This window comes from Vreelandella andesensis (assembly GCF_003989795.1).
Taxonomy (GTDB): Bacteria; Pseudomonadota; Gammaproteobacteria; order Pseudomonadales; family Halomonadaceae; genus Vreelandella; species Vreelandella andesensis.
The window spans coordinates 15,632-38,004 of the sequence record NZ_RZHG01000019.1; the positions used below are offsets into that span (position 1 = coordinate 15,632).

At 49.6% G+C, this 22,373-nt stretch carries 18 protein-coding genes and 1 other RNA gene; 11 read left to right on the forward strand and 8 right to left on the reverse strand.

What is annotated here, in order from left to right; translation table 11 throughout:
* Window positions 1–46: 46 nt before the first annotated feature.
* Window positions 47–229: non-coding RNA, 6S RNA (ssrS, locus tag ELY33_RS09660), on the forward strand.
* 63 nt (window positions 230–292) lie between these two features.
* The gene (locus tag ELY33_RS09665) at window positions 293–925 is read left to right on the forward strand and encodes a 5-formyltetrahydrofolate cyclo-ligase (RefSeq protein ID WP_126947333.1); all 633 of its coding nucleotides are present in this window, start codon (window positions 293–295) and stop codon (window positions 923–925) included.
* A 411-nt stretch (window positions 926–1,336) separates the two neighbouring features.
* Here ELY33_RS09665 and ilvA read toward each other — a convergent pair whose 3' ends face one another.
* Window positions 1,337–2,851, reverse strand: a complete 1,515-nt coding sequence (gene ilvA, locus ELY33_RS09670) for a threonine ammonia-lyase, biosynthetic (RefSeq protein WP_126947336.1) — start codon at window positions 2,849–2,851, stop codon at window positions 1,337–1,339.
* 160 nt (window positions 2,852–3,011) lie between these two features.
* Here ilvA and rpiA point away from each other — a divergent pair, with 160 nt between their 5' ends.
* On the forward strand, window positions 3,012–3,686 hold the full coding sequence (gene rpiA, locus ELY33_RS09675) for a ribose-5-phosphate isomerase RpiA (protein WP_126947339.1): 675 nt from the start codon (window positions 3,012–3,014) through the stop codon (window positions 3,684–3,686).
* Here the strand turns inward: rpiA and waaA are convergent.
* The 3 genes from waaA to ELY33_RS09690 are packed head-to-tail and all read right to left on the reverse strand — an operon-like array spanning window position 3,678 to window position 7,484.
* Entirely contained in the window at window positions 3,678–4,967 is a 1,290-nt protein-coding gene (gene waaA, locus ELY33_RS09680) for a lipid IV(A) 3-deoxy-D-manno-octulosonic acid transferase (RefSeq protein ID WP_126947342.1), read from the reverse strand. The genes rpiA and waaA overlap by 9 nt on opposite strands.
* Window positions 4,967–6,397: a bifunctional D-glycero-beta-D-manno-heptose-7-phosphate kinase/D-glycero-beta-D-manno-heptose 1-phosphate adenylyltransferase HldE gene (hldE, locus tag ELY33_RS09685; RefSeq protein ID WP_126947345.1), complete on the reverse strand. Its 1,431-nt coding sequence runs from the start codon at window positions 6,395–6,397 to the stop codon at window positions 4,967–4,969. The genes waaA and hldE overlap by 1 nt, the downstream gene beginning before the upstream one ends.
* Window positions 6,387–7,484 (reverse strand): glycosyltransferase family 9 protein, encoded by a 1,098-nt coding sequence (locus tag ELY33_RS09690; RefSeq protein WP_126947348.1) that lies wholly within the window; start codon window positions 7,482–7,484, stop codon window positions 6,387–6,389. Before ELY33_RS09690 ends, hldE begins: the two co-directional genes overlap by 11 nt.
* On the opposite strand from ELY33_RS09690, the gene ELY33_RS09695 reads away from it, so the two are divergent.
* The 5 genes from ELY33_RS09695 to ELY33_RS09715 all read left to right on the forward strand — a co-directional run bounded on the left by ELY33_RS09695 (window position 7,483) and on the right by ELY33_RS09715 (window position 12,710).
* Complete coding sequence (locus tag ELY33_RS09695) at window positions 7,483–8,205, forward strand: 3-deoxy-D-manno-octulosonic acid kinase (RefSeq protein WP_126947351.1); 723 nt, start codon at window positions 7,483–7,485, stop codon at window positions 8,203–8,205. The genes ELY33_RS09690 and ELY33_RS09695 overlap by 2 nt on opposite strands.
* Before the next feature lie 13 nt (window positions 8,206–8,218).
* Entirely contained in the window at window positions 8,219–8,977 is a 759-nt protein-coding gene (locus ELY33_RS09700; protein ID WP_126947354.1) for a glycosyltransferase family 2 protein, read from the forward strand.
* A complete protein-coding gene (locus ELY33_RS09705) occupies window positions 8,974–9,804 on the forward strand; it encodes a glycosyltransferase family 2 protein (RefSeq protein WP_126947357.1) in 831 nt (276 codons plus the stop codon). The genes ELY33_RS09700 and ELY33_RS09705 overlap by 4 nt, the downstream gene beginning before the upstream one ends.
* The gene (locus tag ELY33_RS09710; protein WP_126947360.1) at window positions 9,791–10,819 is read left to right on the forward strand and encodes a glycosyl transferase family 90; all 1,029 of its coding nucleotides are present in this window, start codon (window positions 9,791–9,793) and stop codon (window positions 10,817–10,819) included. Before ELY33_RS09705 ends, ELY33_RS09710 begins: the two co-directional genes overlap by 14 nt.
* A 238-nt stretch (window positions 10,820–11,057) precedes the next feature.
* Entirely contained in the window at window positions 11,058–12,710 is a 1,653-nt protein-coding gene (locus ELY33_RS09715) for a sulfatase-like hydrolase/transferase (protein ID WP_126947363.1), read from the forward strand.
* Here ELY33_RS09715 and waaF read toward each other — a convergent pair.
* Both waaF and rfaD read right to left on the reverse strand, forming a co-directional pair.
* The gene (waaF, locus tag ELY33_RS09720; RefSeq protein ID WP_126947366.1) at window positions 12,700–13,746 is read right to left on the reverse strand and encodes a lipopolysaccharide heptosyltransferase II; all 1,047 of its coding nucleotides are present in this window, start codon (window positions 13,744–13,746) and stop codon (window positions 12,700–12,702) included. The two genes, ELY33_RS09715 and waaF, sit on opposite strands and share 11 nt — an antisense overlap.
* Window positions 13,739–14,695: an ADP-glyceromanno-heptose 6-epimerase gene (gene rfaD / locus ELY33_RS09725; RefSeq protein ID WP_126947369.1), complete on the reverse strand. Its 957-nt coding sequence runs from the start codon at window positions 14,693–14,695 to the stop codon at window positions 13,739–13,741. Before rfaD ends, waaF begins: the two co-directional genes overlap by 8 nt.
* Before the next feature lie 110 nt (window positions 14,696–14,805).
* Here rfaD and glyQ point away from each other — a divergent pair, with 110 nt between their 5' ends.
* From glyQ to gmhB, 3 genes are all read left to right on the forward strand, one after another.
* Window positions 14,806–15,765 carry a glycine--tRNA ligase subunit alpha gene (gene glyQ, locus ELY33_RS09730; RefSeq protein ID WP_126947372.1) on the forward strand — a complete coding sequence of 320 codons (960 nt, stop codon included), beginning with the start codon at window positions 14,806–14,808 and terminating at the stop codon, window positions 15,763–15,765.
* Window positions 15,765–17,831 (forward strand): glycine--tRNA ligase subunit beta, encoded by a 2,067-nt coding sequence (gene glyS, locus ELY33_RS09735; protein WP_126947375.1) that lies wholly within the window; start codon window positions 15,765–15,767, stop codon window positions 17,829–17,831. The genes glyQ and glyS overlap by 1 nt, the downstream gene beginning before the upstream one ends.
* Before the next feature lie 172 nt (window positions 17,832–18,003).
* Window positions 18,004–18,558 carry a D-glycero-beta-D-manno-heptose 1,7-bisphosphate 7-phosphatase gene (gene gmhB, locus ELY33_RS09740; RefSeq protein WP_126947378.1) on the forward strand — a complete coding sequence of 185 codons (555 nt, stop codon included), beginning with the start codon at window positions 18,004–18,006 and terminating at the stop codon, window positions 18,556–18,558.
* A 178-nt stretch (window positions 18,559–18,736) separates the two neighbouring features.
* On the opposite strand, the gene gyrB is transcribed toward gmhB, so the two are convergent.
* Entirely contained in the window at window positions 18,737–21,157 is a 2,421-nt protein-coding gene (gyrB, locus tag ELY33_RS09745) for a DNA topoisomerase (ATP-hydrolyzing) subunit B (RefSeq protein WP_126947381.1), read from the reverse strand.
* Between the two features lie 39 nt (window positions 21,158–21,196).
* Window positions 21,197–22,300 (reverse strand): DNA replication/repair protein RecF, encoded by a 1,104-nt coding sequence (recF, locus tag ELY33_RS09750; RefSeq protein ID WP_126947384.1) that lies wholly within the window; start codon window positions 22,298–22,300, stop codon window positions 21,197–21,199.
* Window positions 22,301–22,373: the final 73 nt, after the last annotated feature.

Here is a 22,373-nt window from a genome sequence, read left to right on the forward strand (position 1 = left end):
TGCTGTCGACTCTTTGGCATTATCACTAGCTCTGTTAGGATGGTGATGTTCTCTGGGGTGTACGCCAGTCGTTATAGTCCCTCGAGCCTATGCGAAGTACCCAGGGGGCCAAATGCTAGCCAAACCTGTGTGCACGTCCGTGCGTCGGAAAGCCTGACGGTTTGGCTGCGGCCACCCACCTGAACCAGTAGGTTCAGGGCCAGAACGACAGCGGCATTCTGGGGAACACCTTAGCTTTAGTTAGCTTGTAATGAGTAATTCGTTATGAGTAATTCGTTATGTGTAGCTTGTTATGAACGATACTGCTAACGGCAGTACGCTCGGCAATAAAACTGCGCTTCGCCGTGAGCTTAAACGTAGACGCCGTACCCTCTCCCTATATCAGCAAAAACAAGCCGCTACTAATCTCTGTCAGCGCCTTAAACAGCTTCCTGAAATTCGTCGCGCGAAACGCATTAGCCTTTATTTACCGGTAAATGGCGAGATAGATCCGACACGCCTGCTACCTTGGCTTCGCCAGCGTAAAGTAAGTATTTACTTACCTGTATTACGACCATTTTCCGTTAATCGCCTTTGGTTTGTTGCCTACCGCGAGGCCACTCCAATGGTTAAAAACCGTTTTGGCATCGCAGAGCCTTGTCCACGATTTGCCGCCGATAAGCGAAATCGCCTGCCTGCTTGGGCACTGGACACGCTTATTGTTCCGTTAGTAGGGTTTGATAAGCAAGCAAATCGCATGGGTATGGGAGGCGGCTTCTATGATCGAAGCCTCGCTTTTATGCGCCAACCTGGGCCAACGCCGACGTTAATAGGCGTTGCTCACGCTTGCCAACAGGTAGATGCGCTACCCATCGAGCCTTGGGATATCCCGCTGGACGTGGTGGCCAGCGACACAATGATTGTTCGACCAATAAAAACGGGCTGATCTATAAGATCAGCCCGTTTTAACTACCAACATCTACTAGTTGGGTGCAGCATTTACGCTGAAAGCGCTATGTTTAACTTAGTAAGTTAACTCCCCGACAGCGCTTGCGCATAGCCAGTCGCGAGTACTCCAAGTAAAAACACCACCGTTAACGCCATCACCATATCAGGCTTTTTCCGCCGCATGCCTCGTCTCCAACGTCTTTCACAGTTGCCAAATGCCCTTAGTGCGTCATCTAGGCAGTACTTAGAAAAAGATGGCGCACTCCTTAATTTCGCCCACGACTATAGGGCTATAGGGGAAGAGTGACAACTGCTTTCAGCGCTATTTTTTACGCAGCTTTAAATGTTTCTGAAAGTACACACTTCCTAGCAGCTCTGTATCTTGGGGTTAGTGAGCACTTACAATTCTTTACGCCATGAAAAGCCGATAGGCTGGATTATCACTCTCCCGCCAATAGCGGTAACCAATCGCATCCAAGTACTCTGCAACATGGGTTTGATCACTACTTGGCACTTGCATACCAACTAGTACACGACCGTAAGCAGCTCCATGGTTCCGGTAGTGGAACAGTGAAATATTCCAGTCATGAGGCAGCTGAGTTAAAAAATTCATCAATGCTCCAGGCCGCTCAGGAAATTCAAAGCGGTAGAGCTCCTCTTCAAAGCGTTCGCTAGGCCGACCACCGCTAAGATGTCGAATATGCAGTTTTGCCAGCTCATTGTCGGTTAAGTCTTCAACTTGGTAGCCACCTTCACGGAGCTTATCAATCACCGCCTGACGGTCTTCGCCACCCGGTTTCACTTGAACACCAACAAAGATGTGCGCCTCGCTATTATCGGCATAGCGATAGCTGAACTCAGTGACCATACGCTTACCCAGTGTGCGGCAAAACTTTTTAAAGCTGCCTGGTTTTTCCGCAATGGTCACCGCCAAAATCGCTTCGCGCTGCTCGCCAAGCTCGGTACGTTCCGCAATATGCTGCAAACGATCAAAATTGGTATTCGCACCGGAGTTAATGCATATCAGCGTTTCGCCTTCAGCGCCGGTTTGCTGCACATATTTCTTCAGACCCGCCAGCGAGAGTGCACCTGACGTTTCCGCGACGGCACGGGTATCTTCAAATATATCCTTTACTGCAGCGCACATTTCATCGGTATTCACCGTGATGACGTCATCGATTAAGTCGCGTACTAATGAAAAGGGCAACTCGCCGATTTGCGCAACGGCCACGCCTTCCGCAAACACTCCCACCTGATCGAGTATGACCCGCTCACCGGCTTCTAAAGCTGCTTTGAGACAAGCGCTGTCTTCGGCTTCTACGGCAATGATTTTGATATCCGGACGCAGATATTTTACATAAGCTGCTACCCCTGCAATTAATCCGCCGCCGCCGACAGGAATAAAAATAGCGTCTATACGGCCGCTCTGCTGACGAAGAATTTCCACCCCGATAGTGCCCTGACCTGCGATCACATCGATATCGTCAAACGGTGGGATATAGGTATAACCATGCTCTTTAATCAATTCTTGGGCATGCTCAGCAGCAGCGGCAAATGCGTCGCCTTTCAAAATAACCTTCGCACCGCGGGCTCGCACGGCCTGAACCTTGATATCGGGCGTAATACGCGGCATCACAATAACCGCTTTTACTCCCATTAGCTTGGAAGCCATCGCCAACCCCTGGGCGTGATTACCCGCCGATGCTGCGATTACGCCCTTGGCCTTCTGCTCTTCAGATAGCTGGGCCATTTTGTTGTAAGCACCACGAATCTTGAAAGAAAACACGGGCTGAAGATCTTCGCGTTTAATCAAAATTTGGTTATTGAAACGACGCGACAAAAAGGGAGCGGGAGAAATAGGAGTCTCACAAGCGGCTTCATAAACGCGGGCTTGGAGGATCTTTTTGACGGTTGCTTCGAGCATGCGGAAATCCCAAAAAAATAACGTGACCCTGACGGGGGCGTGCAAAAGCTTTATTGGTAGCAGATTACGCCTAGCGTCGTCTAGCGGTGTTTCCATCGGCAGCCGGCGCTTAGGCCGTTATACTAGGGAGCACTGCCTAACCCTGACGCAGGAAAACATGATGACCCAAGATGAATTGAAAGCAGCCGTAGCAGACGCGGCGATTAAAGAGATTGAGCCTCATCTCGAAAAAGACACTGTGCTCGGCATTGGCACAGGCTCAACAGCGAACCTATTTATTGATCGTTTAGGTCCACTAAGAGATCGTTTCAAAGGTGCTGTTGCCAGCTCGGACGCCAGTGCTAAGCGTCTAGAGGCACTAGGCATCGAAATATTCGAGCTAAACAATGTCGGCGAAGTACCTTTTTACATCGATGGCGCCGACGAAGTAAACGCTAACTTACAAATGATTAAAGGGGGTGGCGCGGCACTAACGCGTGAAAAAATCGTCGCCGCCTGCGCCAAGCGATTTATTTGCATTGCCGATGGCTCGAAATACGTTAACCAATTAGGTAATTTCCCTCTACCGGTAGAAGTTATTCCAATGGCGCGCTCCTACGTCGCCCGGGAATTGGTCAAACTCGGTGCAGATCCGGTCTATCGGCAGGGGGTGATCACTGATAATGGCAATCAAATTATCGATTGCTTTGACTTTATGATCGACGATCCGGCATCCATCGAAGCGCGTATTAATGCCATTGTGGGCGTAGTGACGAACGGTTTATTCGCCCAGCGCGGTGCTGATGTACTGTTGCTAGGTAAGACAGACGGTGTGGAGCGAACTGCATTACGTTAGCCACTGACTAAGCCCATCGAGCGTGCGCATCAGCGCTCCTCGGTGAGCTTCAACCACCTCTCGCCCAGCTTGCCCACTCTTGAGGGCAAGCGATGGGGCTGCCAGTCGTTCGGCCAGCGCATTGGCCAAGGCATCTGGTGTTTCCACCACACTTAACGCGCCAACCGCTAACAGCGGTTCGACCACATCGCTAAAGTTCTCAAGCGAAGGGCCGCAGAGCACAGGCTTGCCCAACGCCGCAGGCTCCAATACGTTATGGCCACCCAACGGCACCAAACTACCGCCGACATAGGCCACATGGCCTGCTGCATACAGCGTTGGCAGCTCCCCTAGCGTATCCCCCAGGTATATCTGCGTTTGTGGCGTGACAGCCTGTTGCTGGCTGCGACGGCTTAGCGTCCAGCCTTCACGGGCGCACAAATTAGCCACCTCATCAAAACGCTGAGGGTGCCGCGGCACCAGCACTAATAATGCGGCAGGAAACCGCTTTAAGAGCTGGCGATGAGCCTGTAAAAGCAGCGCCTCTTCGCCCTCACGGGTAGAGCCTGCTACCCATACAGGACGTCCACCCCAGGTTTGAAGTAAGTGCTCACTCTTTTTTAAAGCCTCTTCTTGCGGGAGAATCTCAAATTTTAGCGAGCCAACGGTACAAATGACGTCGGTGCGACACCCCAGTGCCTGAAAGCGCTCGGCATCTTGCTCAGATTTAGCAGCCAACCATGTGACATTAGCTAATGCACTCGCCATTAACGGGCGTAGGCGCTGATAACGTGCAAAGGCTCGCGGCGACAGCCGCCCGTTCACCACCGCAACAGGTATCGCCTGCTGATGGCAAGCGTGCAACAGGTTAGGCCATAACTCAGTTTCAAACAGAATAGCAAGAGCGGGCTGCACACGGGCAACAAAGCGCTTGGCCGCTCCTGGAAAATCCAAGGGTAAAAAGCAGTGAGCAAGCCTTAATTGATTGGGCGCAGCTTGGTCGTTGATCAACGTTTGAACCTGCTGGGCGCCGGTCGCCGTCATTGTGGTCAGTAGTAGGCTGTGCTGAGGGTAACGCGCCAGCAAACCCTCTATCAGTGGACGGGCGGCACGCACTTCCCCTACCGAGGCACAGTGCAACCAGATTCGCGGCGCAGGAGGAAGCGTACCTAGGCGCATACCAAGCCGTTGCAAGCGAGAGTAAGTAAGTACTTGCTCTCGCCAAATGCGCCAAGCAATCAGCGGAGATAACGCATAGAGCACCGCGGAATAGGCCAACCTCGGCCAAGCCGACAGTTCCATTACCCCTCACGATCCAGGATGGAGCTGATCATTGCGGTAGTCGATACGCCATCTTCAAAGCCGAGTACTTTCACCTCGCCACCGTTGGCAATAACAGCGTCACCACCGGCAATATCTTCAGGGCGGTAATCGCCACCTTTCACCAGAATATCCGGCAAAACGGCCTCAATCAGCGCTTGAGGCGTATCGTCACTAAATGATACGACCCAATCGACAGCGCCCAGCCCTGCCAACACTTGCATGCGACGATTAAGCGGATTGATTGGCCGCTTGGGGCCTTTCAAACGGCCAATAGAGGCATCGTCGTTCACTGCAACGATGAGACGGTCTCCCAGGCGTTTGGCCTGCTCTAAGTAGGCCACGTGTCCGGCATGGAGAATATCAAAGCAGCCATTGGTCATTACCACCCGCTCGCCACGCGATTGGGCAGCACGCACGGCCTCGACCAACGGAACTTCATCAATCACTCCGAACTCAGCCAGCTTGTCGCCGTGAAGCGCAGTGTATAGCTCGGCTATCGACAGTGTCGCGGTTCCCGGCTTGGCCACCACTAAGCCAGCCCCCAGGTTGGCCAGCATCATCGCTTCCGGCAATGCATGGCCCGACGCCAGTGCGAGGCCCATCAGGCCAATCACAGTATCACCGGCACCGGTTACGTCGAACACTTCCTGAGCGCGGGTTGGTAGGTGTAGCGGCGCGTGGCCTTCACGAATTAAGGTCATGCCTTTTTCGCTGCGGGTGATCAGTAAGGCTTCTAACGCCAGCTCTGTGCGCAGTGCTTCCCCACGCTGGGCAAGTACATCATCATTGACGCAGTGGCCAACCACTGCTTCAAACTCGGTTAAGTTAGGCGTAATCAAACTCGCCCCACGGTACTTGCGAAAGTCTTGGCCTTTTGGGTCAACCAGCACCCGCTTGCCGTGAGCACAGGCCATCTGAATTAGTTTCTCGACCTGGTTCAGCGTTCCTTTACCGTAGTCGGAAAGAACCATCACATCGCACGCTGGCAGCGCTTTTTCGACCTGCTCTAGCAATGCAGTGGTATCGACGCCATCGAGTCGCTGCTCAAAATCCAGACGCAGTAGTTGTTGATTACGACTCATCACCCGCAGCTTGGTAATCGTTGGTATCTCTGAGCTTCGCTGAAAGTAAGTACTTACATTTGAAGCCACCAACCGTGATGTTAGCAGCTCAGCGTTTTCGTCCTCTCCCACTACCCCTGCCAGGGAAGCGTGGCCACCTAGAGAAGCCACATTGAGCGCTACGTTTGCTGCGCCACCGGGACGATCATCTGCATCCTCTACGCGCACCACTGGCACAGGTGCTTCCGGCGAAATACGCGACGTGCCGCCATGCCAATAGCGGTCGAGCATGACATCCCCCACCACTAGTACGCGGGCGTGTTCCAGGGCGGTTAAATCAACTTTCATCCGAAGGTCCTGTTGTTGGCTGCGCTGCGGTATACGCCAGCAGCGCGTCTAACTTAGCAATCACATCGTCAGCCTTGATCAAGTCCATAGCATCAGCATGGCGTACTCGCTGCCCCCAACTAACATCTTCTACCGATTTGTTCAGGTAGGTACGGACCGCTTCTGAGTAAGCATTGACCGCAAAGTCTCGCCAACAATATGGCCCAGCACGCTGGGGGTTGGTAGTCGCATAAAGACCAAGCGTGGGCGTGCCCATAGCATTTCCCATATGCGCAGGGCCCGTATCGGGGGCAATGACCGCACGGGCATTATCAATCAGCGCGAGCACCCCTTTGAGCGATGTCCCCCCGATAGCATTAATAACGCTACCCGGCTGACACAGTGCCTCGATCTGATCACCGATTTCTCGCTCTAATGAACTCCCACCACCGGTCAACACGCTCGTCAGACCATGCTGCACCCAGGCATGTTCAATTACGCTGGCATAGCCTTCCACTGACCAATTACGAAAATTGCGCAACCGAGCGTTACTACAGGGATTGATGACAAGATAGGGCGCATCGCCGCTGACCCCTCGGGCTTCCTCATACGCCAGAGGCGGTACGGCCAAATTCCATTCCAGGTGATCATCTTCTACGCCGAGCAAGCGAGCGAAATCCATAAACGACTCCAACACGTGAGCATTGGGATGCGGCGCAAGTTGATGCTGGGTAAACCAGTGTTGGGCGTCTTTAGCGCGGGGCTTATCGTAGCCCACCCGCACATTGGCCTTGAGACCCAGCGAAAGCACGCTGGCACGTATCGCCTGCTGCATGTGTAGCAGCACATCAAAACGCGTATCGGAAAGCGATTTCCACAGAGCACGCATGCCAGCAAGGCCGGTGGACTTGTCATAGACAACAAACTCGACCCCAGAAAGCCCCGCCAGTAAACTATATTCCCCCTTGCCGATTATCCAGGTAATGCGAGCGTGCGGCCATTGGCGCTGCAACGCACGCACCGTGGGCACGAGATTGCACACGTCTCCCAATGCAGAGAGGCGCAAAATGGCAATATGGTTAGGTTGAGCAGGCAGAGAGGGCTTCATGCGCTTAGCGGCACTCCGGCAAAAAAATTGGCTGATGTTATATGATGCAGACAGTTTAAGTGACGCTGCCACGTCACACCAACTTCATCCAGATCTATTCAATCAGGCGTATTGGCGTGAACGCAATTTAATCGTTGGCGAAGCGCCTGGCCGGGGGAGCAGTTTATTCCTCCAGACAAGCGATAAAGAACAGTGGGTACTGCGCCCTTACTGCCGTGGCGGGCTAATTGCCAAACTGAGCGAGAAACGCTATCTGTGGCTAGGTGAAGAGCGTACCCGTGCCTTTAGCGAGCTGCGCTTAACCGCCGCGTTGTATGATCAGGGGTTGCCAGTGCCCCGCCCAGTGGCCTGCTGTGTTATTCGTTATGGCCTTACCTATGAAGCCGCGCTCATAACCGTCAGGGTTTCAGGCGCTCAGCCACTTGCTACTCTCTTAGTGGCTGGGGAGGCTAATGACATTTTGCTTCAACGCGTTGGCACAATGATCAAGCGCTTCCATCAAGCAGGCCTAGATCATGTCGATCTTAATGCACGTAATATCTTGGTTGACCCCCATGGCGAACCTTGGCTGATTGACCTGGACCGCTGCCGCCTTAGGCCCCCAGGCAAGTGGCAAGAGCGAAACTTGAAGCGGCTAGAAAGGTCAATGCTGAAGTTTACACGCTCCTTAGATGCAATGCTGACGATAAAAAGCAATTACCATTCAAGCAAAATTATCTAATATTAGGCTTTTTATGTTATTTGAAGATATAACACCCGTCATCATTTCAAAAAACAGCGAAAATACAATTAATCGATGCTTGGAGTCTCTGAAAAGCTTTAAGCATGTTGTTGTGTACGATAATGGCTCTACCGATGACACCATTCGCATTTGTCGTTTGTTTGAGAATGTTATTGTTATTGAGGGTGATTTTTTTGGGTTTGGCCCAACCAAGAATTATGCCGCTGAGAAAGCGCCTACAGATTGGATTCTCTCTCTTGATTCAGACGAAGAGCTCCATCAAAGCGCCTTGGAAGAGCTTTCAAAATGGAACTTGCAAGACATTAAATCCGTTGGCCAGATATTAAGGGAAAATTGGTTTTGCGGTAAAAAAATCACCACAAATGGTTGGGGGAATGATTTAATTATTCGCCTTTATAATAAAAAATCGCATACATTTACCGATAGCCAAGTACACGAAAAAATTGAAAAAAATAGCCAAACAAAAACCATAAAACTTAAGGGTAAAATAATACATTATGCTATTTTTGATATAAAACAAACATTAGATAAAGCTCAGCTTTATTCAGAAATATATGCTTCTTCTAACAAAAAAATAAAATACAACTTCTTTTTTATTGTAATGAAAACAATATTTGCATTTTTTAGATCATACGTACTAAAACTAGGTGTTCTTTCAGGTTGGCGTGGGTTTGTTATTTCCTTTGGCGATGCTATCGGCGTTTTCTTCAAATATGCCAAGGTATACCAGAGATCTGAGGTGAAAAAATGAAAGTTAGTCTCATCATTACCACCTACAACTGGCCAGAGGCTTTGGCGATTGTATTAGATAGCGCGGTCAATCAAGACTACAAAGATTACGAGATTATTATTGCTGATGATGGTTCTGAAAAAGAAACTCAGTTATGCATAGATAGCTTTATTAAAAACAGCAACGTTAAAATAAAGCACGCTTGGCATGAAGATGTCGGCTTTAGGGCTGCTCTTATCAGAAACAAAGCTGCTTATTTAGCCGAAGGCGACTACATCATCTTTATTGATGGTGACTGCATCATTTCTCCTGCTTTTATTTCTGAACATGTCGCTTTATCTCAACAAGGATTTTTCATTGCAGGCTCGAGAATTAAGTTATCCGAACACTATACTAAAGAGCTCATTAATAGAAAAACTGCTCCAAACTTTAATCGTAAGGAAATTTTTCAGCTTTGGTTAAAACAAAAATTAAAAAGAGTCCACCCAGCCCTTAAGCTACCCACCCATTCCTCGTTACGTTTCAAAAGAGTCAAAAAATGGCAAGGCGCAGTAACATGTAATCTTTCATTATGGAAGAAGGATTTTCTCGCTATCAACGGCTTTGACAATGAATTTATTGGCTGGGGATTGGAAGATAGTGATTTAGTTATTAGGTTAATAAATAACCGTATTTACCGAAAAGAAGGTAAGTTTTATAGCTACGTCGTACATATGCACCACGAGGAAGCCTCACGATTAAATGAAAGTCGAAATACTGCTAAATTTCAGCTTTCTTTAACAGAAGGGAAAACACTATGCGAATCTGGAATAAACACTTTTACTGAGAATAAAAATGAAGTTATCTAATGCTTTTCAAAAACTCAGTAAAAACTCAGAAAAACTCAAGCGCTACTACCAATACGCAATAACGAAGATAACGCCAAAAAAATGGCATGAAAAAAAAATGGAACTCTTACTTAATGAAAGGTTTTTAAAAGCATCTTCTTGCGAAAAAAATAGAATATTAGAAATAGTCAATTATTACAACAAGGTGAACAATAAATTTTCGATTGATCAAAAAACGCCTATTTACCAAGCCGCACGTCTAAAAAAAGAAGGCAGTTGGTTTTATCATTACGATTTAACTATGCAGCTAGCCGCATTCTCGGGTGATTTGTTATTTCATTACTTACCAGGCGATGTTCAATCTATACCGAGTGCACCAACACTGGTTAAAAGCAGGCCTATTTCAGATGCCAATGAGAACTCTATTTTATTGAAACTCAACACCATTCGACATTTCAATTTTGTGAAGGATCCTTTCCAATACGCAGACAAGAAAGATGTGTTGGTTTGGCGTGGTGCTTGTTATCAGACCCATAGACGTTATTTCATTGAGAATTTCCACTCTCATCCGCTTTGTAATGTTGGAGATACAAGCAGAGATGCAGACCTAGGCAAAAAGCCCTTCATGAGCATACACGAACAACTGACATACAAATTTATCTTAAGTATAGAAGGGAATGAGGTAGCAAGTAATTTAAAATGGATTATGGCCTCAAATTCTCTTTGCTTTATGGTTAAACCGAAGTTTGAGACTTGGTTTATGGAAGGCACGTTAACGCCTGGTATACATTACGTTGAACTAAAGGAAGATTACTCGGATCTTGACGAGAAGATCAATTTTTATTTAGAAAACGAAGATGACGCTATTACGATAATAAAAAATGCAAACGATTACGTTAAGCCTTTTTTAGACCATGATCGTGAAGCATTGATATCTCACCTAGTTTTACAAAAATATTTTTTAGACAGTGGACAATACTCTAAAATTAATCACCTAATATCGATAGATTCTTATATAAAGAATGAGTGTCTGTAACATCTCAGTAACTGATTTTTTAGAAAGCGAACAATAAAAATTGTAGTTACTTTATATTATTTCAAATTTCAGTCAAAAAGCAGTCGATATCTTGCAGATGGAACAAAAAAATCTTACGTAGGACAACTTTCTTTTACATTAAAATTTTTTCATATGCAAAATTTTATCGGGCCAGCCGTTTATAATAGGCATTACAAATACGCTCCCATGAAGATAGCGTCAAAAGTTCAGGAGACATATGAGTCAATTAACGTCATTAAAATTTACCCCCTGGCTACCGTTATTCATCATCGGAGCGAACCTCGGCTATACCATCACCGTGCTTACCCGCCTTCCTTGGTGGACACTATTTTTCATAGCTGCCGTATGGTTCGGCATTGGTATCAAACTACGCTGGGGAACACCGGTAAACGCTCGCTACCGTTCTGTATGGCCTTGGTCGTTGGTGCCACTCTGCATGCTAGGCATTTATATCTATTTAGCTGATAGCTTTGGCAATGTTGATCTAGGCGCGGTGTTTTTCCACCTTCAAGCAGGCATGGCCGAGCATGGTGGTGCTGGAAAAATGCTCACTGCTGTTATCTACACAATTAGTATGATCGCGATGCTGGTATCGGTTACTTGGCTCACTCGGCATGATCAGCGATGGCGACTGACTGAGCGTTTTGTTGCACTTTTCTTGCTGGCAGCAAATCCAATGCTATATGGTTTAGGACAGCGTAGCGCAGCCATTGTAACGGATGATGGTGCCTGGCTAGACCGCCGTTACGTACCACCGACCACGGAAGATCAAACCAACGCGCCAAACCTTTTGGTCATGTATCTGGAAAGCATTGAGCGTACCTATAGCAATGCGCTATTCGGTGATGCTTACACTGACCTAACTGCGTTAGGCGAACGCGGCCTGGTCTTTGAAGGTATCCAGCAAATGGATAACACCGGCTGGACCATGGCAGGCATGATTGCTAGCCAGTGTGGCGTGCCGTTGATGCCGGCGGGGCTTTTGCACGACAGTCAGTTCGACCCACTTTCTAAGGTAGTTCCCGGCGTTGATTGCTTGGGCGATGTGCTAGCGGCTCAAGGCTATCGGCTCAGCTATTTAGGTGGGGCCAGTATTCAGTTCGCTGGCAAAGGTCTTTTCTATCGCGGCCATCAGTTTAATACGGTGAAGGGTAAGGAGGAGCTTTCAACAGAACTCGATGACCCAGAGTACATCAATAGTTGGGGACTCTATGACGACACCCTTTACGACTTTACTGTGGATGAGATTCGCCGTTTAAGTGAAGAGGATGACGGACCATGGGCTTTGGTCAATCTAAGCATTGCCGGTCATGCTCCTAGCGGCTTTCCCTCTCAGACATGCCTAGACCGCCAGGGTGAGTTCGACGGCCAAGATATTTTATATTCAGTGGAATGTTCAGCCAGCCTAACGCGTGATCTTATTGAACGTCTAGAAAAAGAAGGCTTACTCGAAAACACGTTAGTTGTTGTGCTCAGCGATCATCTCACGATGCGTGTGTCGGTTTGGGATCAACTGACAACGCTTGATCGAGACAATACGCTGATCATGCTGGGCGATGGCATCACCCCACTGACGGTGCGGCGCGGGGCGACTATGTTAGACGTATTCCCTACTATCTTAGACGTCATGGGCCTACCTCTTAACAACAAGCGGGCAGGACTTGGGGCATCTCTTCTTAGTACCCAGCCAACGCTGGTTGAAACTCACGGACTTGAGGTACTCAACGAGCGGCTCCGGGAAGAGACAGCGTTGCAGCAGCGCCTTTGGGAAGGACTATCTCCTCAGCGACGCGAACCACCAGAAAATGCTGACCAACAAGTCATTGAAACCCCCGCCGACCAAGCCAATGAAGTCGAAATTATCCGCTAACGTTAACACCGTTAGCGCACTGACTATCGACACTCATCTCTCGGTATACGTGCGCTACACTTAGGTCATTCAGACAGTTGGTATGCCCCAGCGGGCAGATACGCTTAAAGCAAGGTGAGCAAGAAAGCGCCAAATAGTGAATGACTGCATTATCGGTTAAGGGCGGTGTGTAAGCAGGGGATGAAGAACCGTATAGGGCGTGAATGCGCACGCCTACTGCAGCGGCAACGTGCATTAAGCCCGAATCGTTGGTGACCACTTGACGACAGTCTGCCAATAGATCTACCGCATCCGCCAATTGGGTTTTGCCACATAAGTTATGTGCATGGGGCAACCCATCCACAATGCTTTCACCGGCTGCATGATCTTTCGGACCGCCAAACACACGCACCTCAAACCCGTCTTTAATCAACAACGCCGCTAACGCATGGAAATGACCTAGCGGCCACTGCTTAGCAGGCCCGTACTCCGCCCCGGGCATCATTCCGATGGCAGGACGTGACGATAGCGCGTGAGTGAGACGTAAGTTGACCAAGTTATTCCGATCAATCATTAAGCGTGGTGTGGGGGTCTCAAACTCCCCCTGCATAGCTTCTTCCAAAGGCAGTCCCAGCGAAACAAACCGCTTCACCGTTTGATCCAACACCTGCTTATCTAGCTTGCGGCGCTCTTTCAATAACCCGTAACGATGTTCACCCAAAAAACCGATACGCTCGGGAATACGCGCCATGAATGGAACTAGCGCCGCTTTCCACGAACGTGGCAGCACAATGGCACGATCAAAGCGCCCCCTTAAACGGGCAGCCAGCTCACGGCGGCTGGTAAGGCCAAATTCACCATGCCCTACTGCCAGTGGAAGCACCTCGTCTACCTCAGGCATACGCTCAAGGATAGGCTTCGACCAGGCAGGAGCTACGACTCCCAAGGTTGCCCCTGGATTGCGGGCTTTAAGAGTGATGAACAGGCTTTGCGCCATCACCATATCTCCCACCCAGGAAGGGCCGACCACTAAAATACGTTTGGCAGAATTAGCCATTCAGCCACTCCAAATAGGCGTTTACACCTTGGGCGACGGTTTTGAATTCGACATTACATCCCGAGGCACGCAGGTTACTAATATCCGCACGTGTATAGCTTTGGTAGCGACCTTTGAGTTCTTCTGGAAAAGAGATGTAGTTAATCTCTCCTTGACCATAAAAGTCGATCACAGCTTCACCAATGGCTTTAAAGGGTTCCGCACGACCAGTGCCTAAGTTAAAAATACCGGACGCATGGGGGTTGTCCAAAAACCATAGATTAACGTCGACCACGTCACCGACGTAAACAAAGTCGCGACTCTGCATGCCTGCCTCGTAACCGCCGTAAGCGCCAAACAGTTTTAAGGTTTCCCCATTCCGGATTTGTAAATGGTTGTGGTACGCCACGCTTGCCATCTTTCCCTTATGCTGCTCACGGGGGCCATAGACATTAAAGTAGCGAAAACCAACCACTTGTGTCGTTAACTCGCTCCAACGCGAGCGCACGTGCTGATCAAACAGCAGCTTAGAATAACCGTACACATTTAACGGCTTCTCATGCTCAGGTGCTTCTTTAAATACCTCACTGCCGCCGTAGGTAGCCGCTGACGATGCATACAAAAACGGAATGCCAAACTTTTCACAATAATTGAGCAATACTTTGGAGTACTCATAGTTGTTCTCCATCATGTAATGCCCGTCCCATTCCGTCGTGTCAGAGCACGCACCTTCATGGAAAATAGCATCGATTGCCGGTAAGTCTGCGGGCTTACCATCCAGGGCGGCTTTTACTCGCGCTAGAAAATCATCTTTATCCAGGTAGTCAGCCAGCGTGCAGTCCGCCAAATTAATAAACTTAGTGCCGTCACGCAGGTCATCAACCACCATCACATCATCACGGCCACGGGCGTTCAGCGCTTTGACAATATTAGCGCCGATAAAACCAGCCCCGCCTGTTACAACGATCATCGCGTTCTCCTTACCAAAAACAGCTCTGTTGGCCAACGTGCCTATAACCCATCTCTATGTGATTGTATACTTGACGGCTTATGAATTCATGGCCAACGGTGCTTTCCGCGATGAGTGTCTCGACAAACCAATCGACACCCGATGTGTCGACCTTTCAAGGCTTAATCCTTGCTCTGCAGCAGTACTGGGCAGAACAGGGCTGTGTCATCCTTCAACCTCTTGATATGGAAGTCGGCGCGGGCACCTTCCACCCTGCCACCTTCTTACGGGCAATTGGCCCAGAAACCTGGAACGCTGCCTATGTGCAGCCTTCCCGCCGTCCAACAGACGGCCGCTACGGGGAAAACCCCAACCGCCTGCAACACTATTACCAGTTCCAGGTGGTAATGAAGCCTTCACCCAGTAATTTGCAGGACTTGTACCTAGGCTCATTAAAGCGCCTAGGCCTCGACCCGCTCATCCATGACGTACGCTTCGTGGAAGATAACTGGGAGTCCCCCACCCTGGGTGCTTGGGGTCTTGGTTGGGAAGTGTGGCTCAACGGCATGGAAGTCACCCAGTTTACCTATTTTCAGCAAGCAGGCGGCATTGAATGCTACCCCGTTACTGGTGAGCTCACCTACGGGCTAGAGCGCATTGCTATGTACCTGCAGAACGTCGATAGCGTCTATGATCTGGTGTGGGCGATCGCGCCTGATGGCAGCAAGGTCAGCTACGGCGATGTTTATCTTCAAAACGAGCGTGAGCAGTCAGCGTATAACTTTGAGCATGCTGACGTTGATCAGCTTTTCGCTGATTTTGACCACCAGGAAAAAGAGTGCAGCAAGCTCTTAGTAGCTAACCTGCCGCTACCTGCTTACGAGCGAGTACTTAAAGCGTCCCATACGTTTAACCTGCTGGATGCGCGCCATGCCATTTCAGTGACCGAACGCCAGCGCTTTATTCTGCGCGTCCGCACCATGGCACGAGATGTCGCCACCGCCTACTTCGAATCTCGTAAAGCAGAAGGATTCCCCATGGCAACCGAGGCCCTGCGCCGCGAACTACTAGCTGACCAGGGAGACGCATAATGGCTGTTGATACGCTTTTATTAGAATTAGGTGCCGAAGAGCTTCCCCCCACCGCGTTAGATGCGCTTTCTGATGCATTTGCAGCTGGCATTGAAAAAGGCCTGCAAGAAGCGGAGATTCCCTTTCAAAGCGTCGTTGCTTACGCTACTCCGCGTCGTTTAGCCGTGCAGGTTACCGATCTTGCCGACAAGCAGCCTGACCGTGAAGTGGAACGTCGCGGCCCTGCCTTAGCAGCTGCGTTCAAGAACGGTGCGCCCACCAAAGCGGCCGAAGGCTTTGCGCGTTCTTGCGGCGTCAGCGTTGATGAACTTATTCACCTGGAAACCGATAAGGGTACTTGGCTGGGTTACCGCGAACAGCAGCAAGGCGAAAATGTGCAGGCGCTGCTGCCAGAGATGATTCGTAAAACACTACAGTCCCTACCAGTGCCTAAAAATATGCGCTGGGGATCGTCTCGCGTCGAGTTTTCACGTCCGGTTCACTGGTTAGTTGCGCTATACGGAAGCAACGTCATTGCTGCAGAAGCGCTTGGCCTTCAGTCTAGTCGCACTACCTACGGTCACCGCTTCCATGCGCCGAATGCCATACAGCTTGAACACGCCGACGACTATCTAGCCGCACTAGAAAATGCCTACGTGTTGGCCGACCGCCAACGTCGCCGTGAACGAATCCGTGAGCAAGTATTGGCCGAAGCCGAGGTTCAAGAAGCCAATGCCGTGATCGACGAAGAGTTGTTGGTTGAAGTAAGTGGATTAGTCGAGTGGCCAGTCGCCTTGACCGGTAGCTTCGACGAGCGTTTTCTGGAAGTGCCCGCGGAGTGCCTAATCTCCTCAATGAAGGCCAACCAAAAATATTTCCACCTGCTGGACGACCAGGGCAAGCTGAAGCCGCTGTTCATTACTATTTCAAACATCGACAGCGCCGACCCTCAGCAAGTCATTTCCGGCAACGAGAAGGTTATTCGCCCGCGCTTAGCAGACGCTGCCTTCTTCTACGATATGGATCGCAAGCACTCTCTGGCGTCTCGCATTCCGCAGTTGGAAAGCGTGGTATTCCAGCAGCAGTTGGGGACGTTGTCAGACAAAGCACGCCGCAGCACAGCAATAGCGACTTATATTGCCGAGCAAATTAATGGCGATGTGAATCACGCCCAGCGCGCGGTAGCACTAGCCAAATGCGATTTGGTCACCGAGATGGTGCTCGAATTTCCTGAGCTTCAGGGCATTATGGGCCGCTACTATGCTGAACAAGACGGTGAGCCCGCTGAAGTTGCCCAGGCATTGGAAGAGCAGTACCTGCCCCGTTTTGCCAGCGACGACATTCCCCAAAGCCCTGCTGGCCAAGCGCTTGCATTGGCTGACCGCTTAGACACCCTTATCGGCATCTTCGGCATTGGCCAGCGCCCTACCGGCGCAAAAGATCCGTTTGCCCTGCGTCGTGCCTCTATCGGTGTGCTAAATATTCTGGTTAAAGGCCAGCTTAATTTAGATCTTCGCGAATTACTCAGTGTGGCCACAGAACAGCACCAAGGCCTGCCTAAAGCGGAAGGCCTGGTAGAAGATGTCCTGACTTACATGCTGGATCGTTTCCGCGCCTGGGGCCAAGAGGAAGGTATCAGTGCAGAAATGTACCTAGCGGTACGCTCTCGCCCTGTCACTAAACCGCTAGACTTCGCTCGCCGTCTGCGGGCTGTTAAAGCCTTTGCTCAGCGGGAAGAAGCCACTGCCTTGGCTGCCGCGAACAAGCGCGTTTCTAATATACTAAGCAAACAGGAACACAACGGCAGTACTCACGTTGATCAGAGCCTACTTCAGGAAGAAGCTGAGAAAGCACTCTTCAATGCGGTAACGGCCAGTCAACAACGCGTGGCTCCGCTATTTGCAGCAGGTGATTATCAGCAGGCACTAGATGCGTTGGCAACGCTACGCGAGCCTGTCGATGCTTTCTTCGATCAGGTAATGGTGATGGCTGATGACAGCGCGGTTCGCCATAACCGGCTAGCGCTGCTTGCAAGCTTGCAAGCGCTATTTCTGGAAGTCGCAGATATTTCCCAGTTGCCACAGTAAGGCAAGGCACTACGCATCTATCGGTGTGAACCTCCTAGCAAAAGTAAGCCCGGCTTCTCATAAGCCGGGCTTTTTTAATACTAGCCACCTGTGTTTCACGTGAAACACTCGCCTAACCATTACTCACCGATTACTCTAAGTGCATAACCTTATGGTACTTTTAAGGAGTTCTATGATCACTGCTAATCAACTAGTGATACTTGATCGTGACGGAGTGATTAACCACGATTCTGACGCTTATATTAAGTCGCTTGAAGAATGGGTTCCCTACCCGTCAGCGATTGATGCTATTGCCCAGCTAACCCAGGCGGGCTATATCGTGGCGGTGGCTACTAATCAGTCGGGAATTTCACGCGGCTATTACGATGAAGCAACGCTTCACGCAATGCACGAACAGCTAACGGTTTTGGTTGAAGCAAAAGGTGGACGTATTGCCCACATTGCTTACTGCCCTCATGGACCTGATGATCATTGCGATTGTCGAAAACCACTTCCAGGATTACTTTTGCAAATTCAGCGCCAGCTGGGAATGGAAAGCCTAGCGGGAAGTTGGATGGTAGGCGACAGTTTGCGGGATCTTCAGGCTGGTGAAGCAGTAGGATGCCAGTCAGTACTGGTCAGAACAGGCAAAGGAGAAAAGACACTAGCCAACAATATTGGATTAGAAAACGCGAAAATTTATTCAGATCTAGCCGAATTTACCGACTGGCTATGTCGTCATCAGTAGCGATATTTTATTCTCTTCAGGCTCACGTGCATTTTACTGCTAACTATCAGCACAAAAAAACGCCGTTCCCAATTAATTAGGAACGGCGTTTTGCTTGCCTTCGAACGACTTTTCTTGTCGAACGACCAATTATCACCTAACACATATGTTTCACGTGAAACATGTACTGGCTAATACATCAGATATCAAGATTAGCGACGAGTGCATTCGTTTCAATAAATTCACGACGAGGCTCAACTTCATCCCCCATCAATGTGTTGAACATCATATCGGCTGCGACCGCATCTTCAATGGTTACGCGCAGCATACGGCGGCTATCGGGATCCATCGTAGTCTCCCAGAGCTGATCAGGGTTCATTTCACCTAGACCCTTATAGCGCTGGAAAGAGAGCCCACGCTGCCCCTCTTGCATCAACCAAGCAAGCACTTCAGAGAAGTGCGAAACCGGCTTCTGCCGCTCGCCACGGGCGATGTAAGCACCCTCTTCAAGCAAACCATTTAACGTCTCACCAAGGCCCGCAATAGCACGATAGTCGGTGCTTTCAAAGAAGTCTAAGCCCCACACGTATTCAGTCGTCACGCCGTGAGCAATCAATGACACCGCTGGCAAGTGCAAACCGCGCTCGCTGTCTTCATGCAGGTAGAACTGGTAACGCGGCCCACCTTCATACGCCACCATGTCATCCATTGCTTTCTGTAACTCAGCAATCCAGTTTTCCATGGTAACTCGATCTTTAAGACTTACCTCACCTTGAAGCGCTGAAGCATGAACAGCTTGCTTGAGTACTGCAATGGGATAGACCCGAGCAAGACGGTCAATGCGCTTCATCACATTCCGGTATTGAGTAACCAGCGCTTCTAGCTGAGAACCAGAAATCCCGGGCGCATCCGCATTGACGTGTAATCCTGCCCCATCCAATGCCGTTGTGGTCAGGTAGTCAGTCATTGCTTGCTCATCTTTCAGATAGAGCTCTTGCTTGCCCCGCTTAATTTTATAAAGCGGAGGCTGAGCAATAAAGATGTGACCACGCTCAATCAGCTCTGGCATCTGACGGAAGAAGAACGTTAGCAACAGTGTCCTAATGTGCGAACCGTCAACATCAGCATCCGTCATGATAATAACGGAGTGGTAGCGAAGCTTATCGGGATTAAACTCTTCCCGACCAATACCACAACCTAACGCCGTTATCAGCGTGCCAACTTCTGCTGACGACAGCATCTTATCGAAGCGAGCTTTCTCAACGTTTAGAATCTTACCTTTTAGCGGCAGAATCGCCTGAGTACGACGGTCACGACCTTGCTTAGCGCTACCACCTGCCGAGTCACCCTCCACTAAATAAAGTTCAGATTGACTTGGATCTTTCTCTTGGCAGTCGGCAAGCTTGCCAGGTAGCCCTGCAATATCAAGCGCGCCTTTACGGCGAGTCATGTCTCGCGCTTTACGGGCTGCTTCTCGTGCTCTTGCAGCGTCTAGCATTTTGTTAACGATCGATTTAGCCTCGTTAGGCTTCTCGATCAAATAATCGGCAAATAGCCGGCCCATCTCCTGCTCAACCGCCGTTTTCACTTCACTGGAAACCAGCTTATCTTTGGTCTGAGACGAGAATTTCGGATCAGGAACTTTAACAGAGATAATCGCCGTTAAGCCTTCACGAGCGTCATCGCCCGATGTATTGACCTTAGATTTCTTCAGCAGGCCCTGCGCTTCGATATAATTGTTTAGCGTTCGCGTAAGCGCTGCACGGAAACCAGCCAAGTGAGCGCCACCATCCCGTTGAGGAATGTTATTGGTGTAGCAAAAAATATTTTCAGTGAAAGCCTCGCTCCACTGCATCGCCACTTCCACTTCCACGCCATCTTCCCGCACTGCATTGAAATGAAAGACGGGGTTTAGCACAGTTTTGTTCTTATTCAGGTGGTCAACAAATGCTTTCAAACCACCTTCATAATGAAATAGTTCTTCTTTACCACTACGCTCATCCATCAAGCGAATAGCGACGCCTGAGTTTAAGAATGAGAGTTCACGCAGGCGTTTAGCCAGAATGTCGAAGTGGAACTCAATATTCCCAAAAGTATTAGGTGACGGGCGAAAGTGCACACGAGTGCCACTTTTTTCAGTCTTACCTACCACACCTAACGGCGCTTGAGGTACACCATGGTGGTAAACCTGTTCAAACACTTCACCTTGACGCCAGATGGTTAATCGCAGTTCTTCTGAAAGCGCGTTAACAACTGACACCCCTACACCGTGTAAGCCGCCTGATACTTTATATGAATTATCGTCAAACTTACCGCCAGCGTGCAGCACTGTCATGATAACTTCTGCTGCGGAGACACCCTCGCCTTCATGTAACTCAGTAGGAACACCACGGCCATTATCACTTACCGTTACTGATTCATCCGGGTGGATAATCACGCGAATTTCGCTGCAGTGACCTGCCAAAGCTTCATCGATGGAGTTATCCACCAGCTCGAAAACCATGTGGTGCAACCCGGTGCCGTCGTCGGTATCACCGATATACATGCCTGGGCGCTTGCGTACTGCATCTAGCCCTTTGAGCACCTTAATACTTGATGAATCGTAAGCCTGCTCGCTCATTGACCACTCCGTCGTGAAGTCTGTCTCGTTCCGTGTCGCCTACCCATCCGGCAGTAAGTGGCTAACCCCGTGGCCAGATTGTTTCACGTGAAACATCCCGACCTCTGTTGAGGAATCCCATATACCATGAAGCGCGGAGGGTTCGACGCTGGTAATAAATGCCTGGCACTGCATCTTTTCTAGCAAATTACAAAATTTACCTCGGTGCGTGCTATCTAGCTCCGCTGGCAAATCATCGATTAAATAGATGCAATGTCGTTGTGTGGTACTTTCCAGAAGCCGCCCCTGGGCAAGCTTTAATGCACTAACCACTAGCTTTTGCTGGCCTCTGGAAAGGACTTCAACTGCAGGTTGCTTGTTTAATTTGATTCGTAAATCTGCGCGCTGCGGCCCCTGCTGGGTAAAGCCCATTTGCTGATCTGTTTGGCGACTATCGTGCAAGACATCAATCAGTGAGCGCTGCTTATCCCAGCCCCTGGCATACTGCAACGATAAATCAGGCAGGGGTATTAGCTCTTTCAAGGTTTCATTGAATACTGGCAAGAATTCACTAAACCATGCCTGTCTGAGCGTATCCATCTGCTCACCCCAAGTCGCCAACTCTTGTTCCCATACCGCTATTTCACTCGGTACTATTCTACCACGCCTAAGAAGCGCATTCCGATGTTTCACTGCTCGGCGGGTACGCTTCCATGCATCGAGAAAGAAGTGTTTCACGTGAAACACTCCCCAATCTAAAAACTCTCTTCTACCCGACGGTGAGCCTTCTAGGAGACGAAACGCATCGGGGTTTATTAGCTGTAACGGCATGGTTTCAACCAACTCTGCTAAGCGAACGCCTTTCTCCCCTCGCAGACGAAGCTCTAGCTCGCGCTGTGCGCGCATTCTCCTGACACCCAGCGTAATCTCAGGGTCACCCGACAAACGGCCATAGAGGGTCATATAGGGCGCGTCAGCCTGTATCGCATGCCGTAACTGACGGGTACGAAAAGAGCGCCCCATCCCTAAGATATGAATACCTTCTAACAAGCTGGTTTTACCACTGCCGTTAACACCGGATATCAAATTAATACGCGATGAAGGACACATATCAACGGACGCTAGGTTACGTAATCCCTGAAAACTTAACCGAGTCACACTCATTAATGATTGCCGGTAAATGAAGCCATAAAACCTGACATCCTTGTAAAACGCGAGAACGGCGCTTCTATTATTA

What these genes read in the sequence shown, in the direction of transcription:
- ELY33_RS09665 (WP_126947333.1), top strand. Translation starts at nt 293, where the DNA reads ATGAACGATACTGCTAACGGCAGTACGCTCGGCAATAAAACTGCGCTT.
- ilvA (WP_126947336.1), bottom strand. Translation starts at nt 2,851, where the DNA reads ATGCTCGAAGCAACCGTCAAAAAGATCCTCCAAGCCCGCGTTTATGAA.
- rpiA (WP_126947339.1), top strand. Translation starts at nt 3,012, where the DNA reads ATGACCCAAGATGAATTGAAAGCAGCCGTAGCAGACGCGGCGATTAAA.
- waaA (WP_126947342.1), bottom strand. Translation starts at nt 4,967, where the DNA reads ATGGAACTGTCGGCTTGGCCGAGGTTGGCCTATTCCGCGGTGCTCTAT.
- hldE (WP_126947345.1), bottom strand. Translation starts at nt 6,397, where the DNA reads ATGAAAGTTGATTTAACCGCCCTGGAACACGCCCGCGTACTAGTGGTG.
- ELY33_RS09695 (WP_126947351.1), top strand. Translation starts at nt 7,483, where the DNA reads ATGCGCTTAGCGGCACTCCGGCAAAAAAATTGGCTGATGTTATATGAT.
- ELY33_RS09690 (WP_126947348.1), bottom strand. Translation starts at nt 7,484, where the DNA reads ATGAAGCCCTCTCTGCCTGCTCAACCTAACCATATTGCCATTTTGCGC.
- ELY33_RS09700 (WP_126947354.1), top strand. Translation starts at nt 8,219, where the DNA reads ATGTTATTTGAAGATATAACACCCGTCATCATTTCAAAAAACAGCGAA.
- ELY33_RS09705 (WP_126947357.1), top strand. Translation starts at nt 8,974, where the DNA reads ATGAAAGTTAGTCTCATCATTACCACCTACAACTGGCCAGAGGCTTTG.
- ELY33_RS09710 (WP_126947360.1), top strand. Translation starts at nt 9,791, where the DNA reads ATGAAGTTATCTAATGCTTTTCAAAAACTCAGTAAAAACTCAGAAAAA.
- ELY33_RS09715 (WP_126947363.1), top strand. Translation starts at nt 11,058, where the DNA reads ATGAGTCAATTAACGTCATTAAAATTTACCCCCTGGCTACCGTTATTC.
- waaF (WP_126947366.1), bottom strand. Translation starts at nt 13,746, where the DNA reads ATGGCTAATTCTGCCAAACGTATTTTAGTGGTCGGCCCTTCCTGGGTG.
- rfaD (WP_126947369.1), bottom strand. Translation starts at nt 14,695, where the DNA reads ATGATCGTTGTAACAGGCGGGGCTGGTTTTATCGGCGCTAATATTGTC.
- glyQ (WP_126947372.1), top strand. Translation starts at nt 14,806, where the DNA reads ATGAGTGTCTCGACAAACCAATCGACACCCGATGTGTCGACCTTTCAA.
- glyS (WP_126947375.1), top strand. Translation starts at nt 15,765, where the DNA reads ATGGCTGTTGATACGCTTTTATTAGAATTAGGTGCCGAAGAGCTTCCC.
- gmhB (WP_126947378.1), top strand. Translation starts at nt 18,004, where the DNA reads ATGATCACTGCTAATCAACTAGTGATACTTGATCGTGACGGAGTGATT.
- gyrB (WP_126947381.1), bottom strand. Translation starts at nt 21,157, where the DNA reads ATGAGCGAGCAGGCTTACGATTCATCAAGTATTAAGGTGCTCAAAGGG.
- recF (WP_126947384.1), bottom strand. Translation starts at nt 22,300, where the DNA reads ATGAGTGTGACTCGGTTAAGTTTTCAGGGATTACGTAACCTAGCGTCC.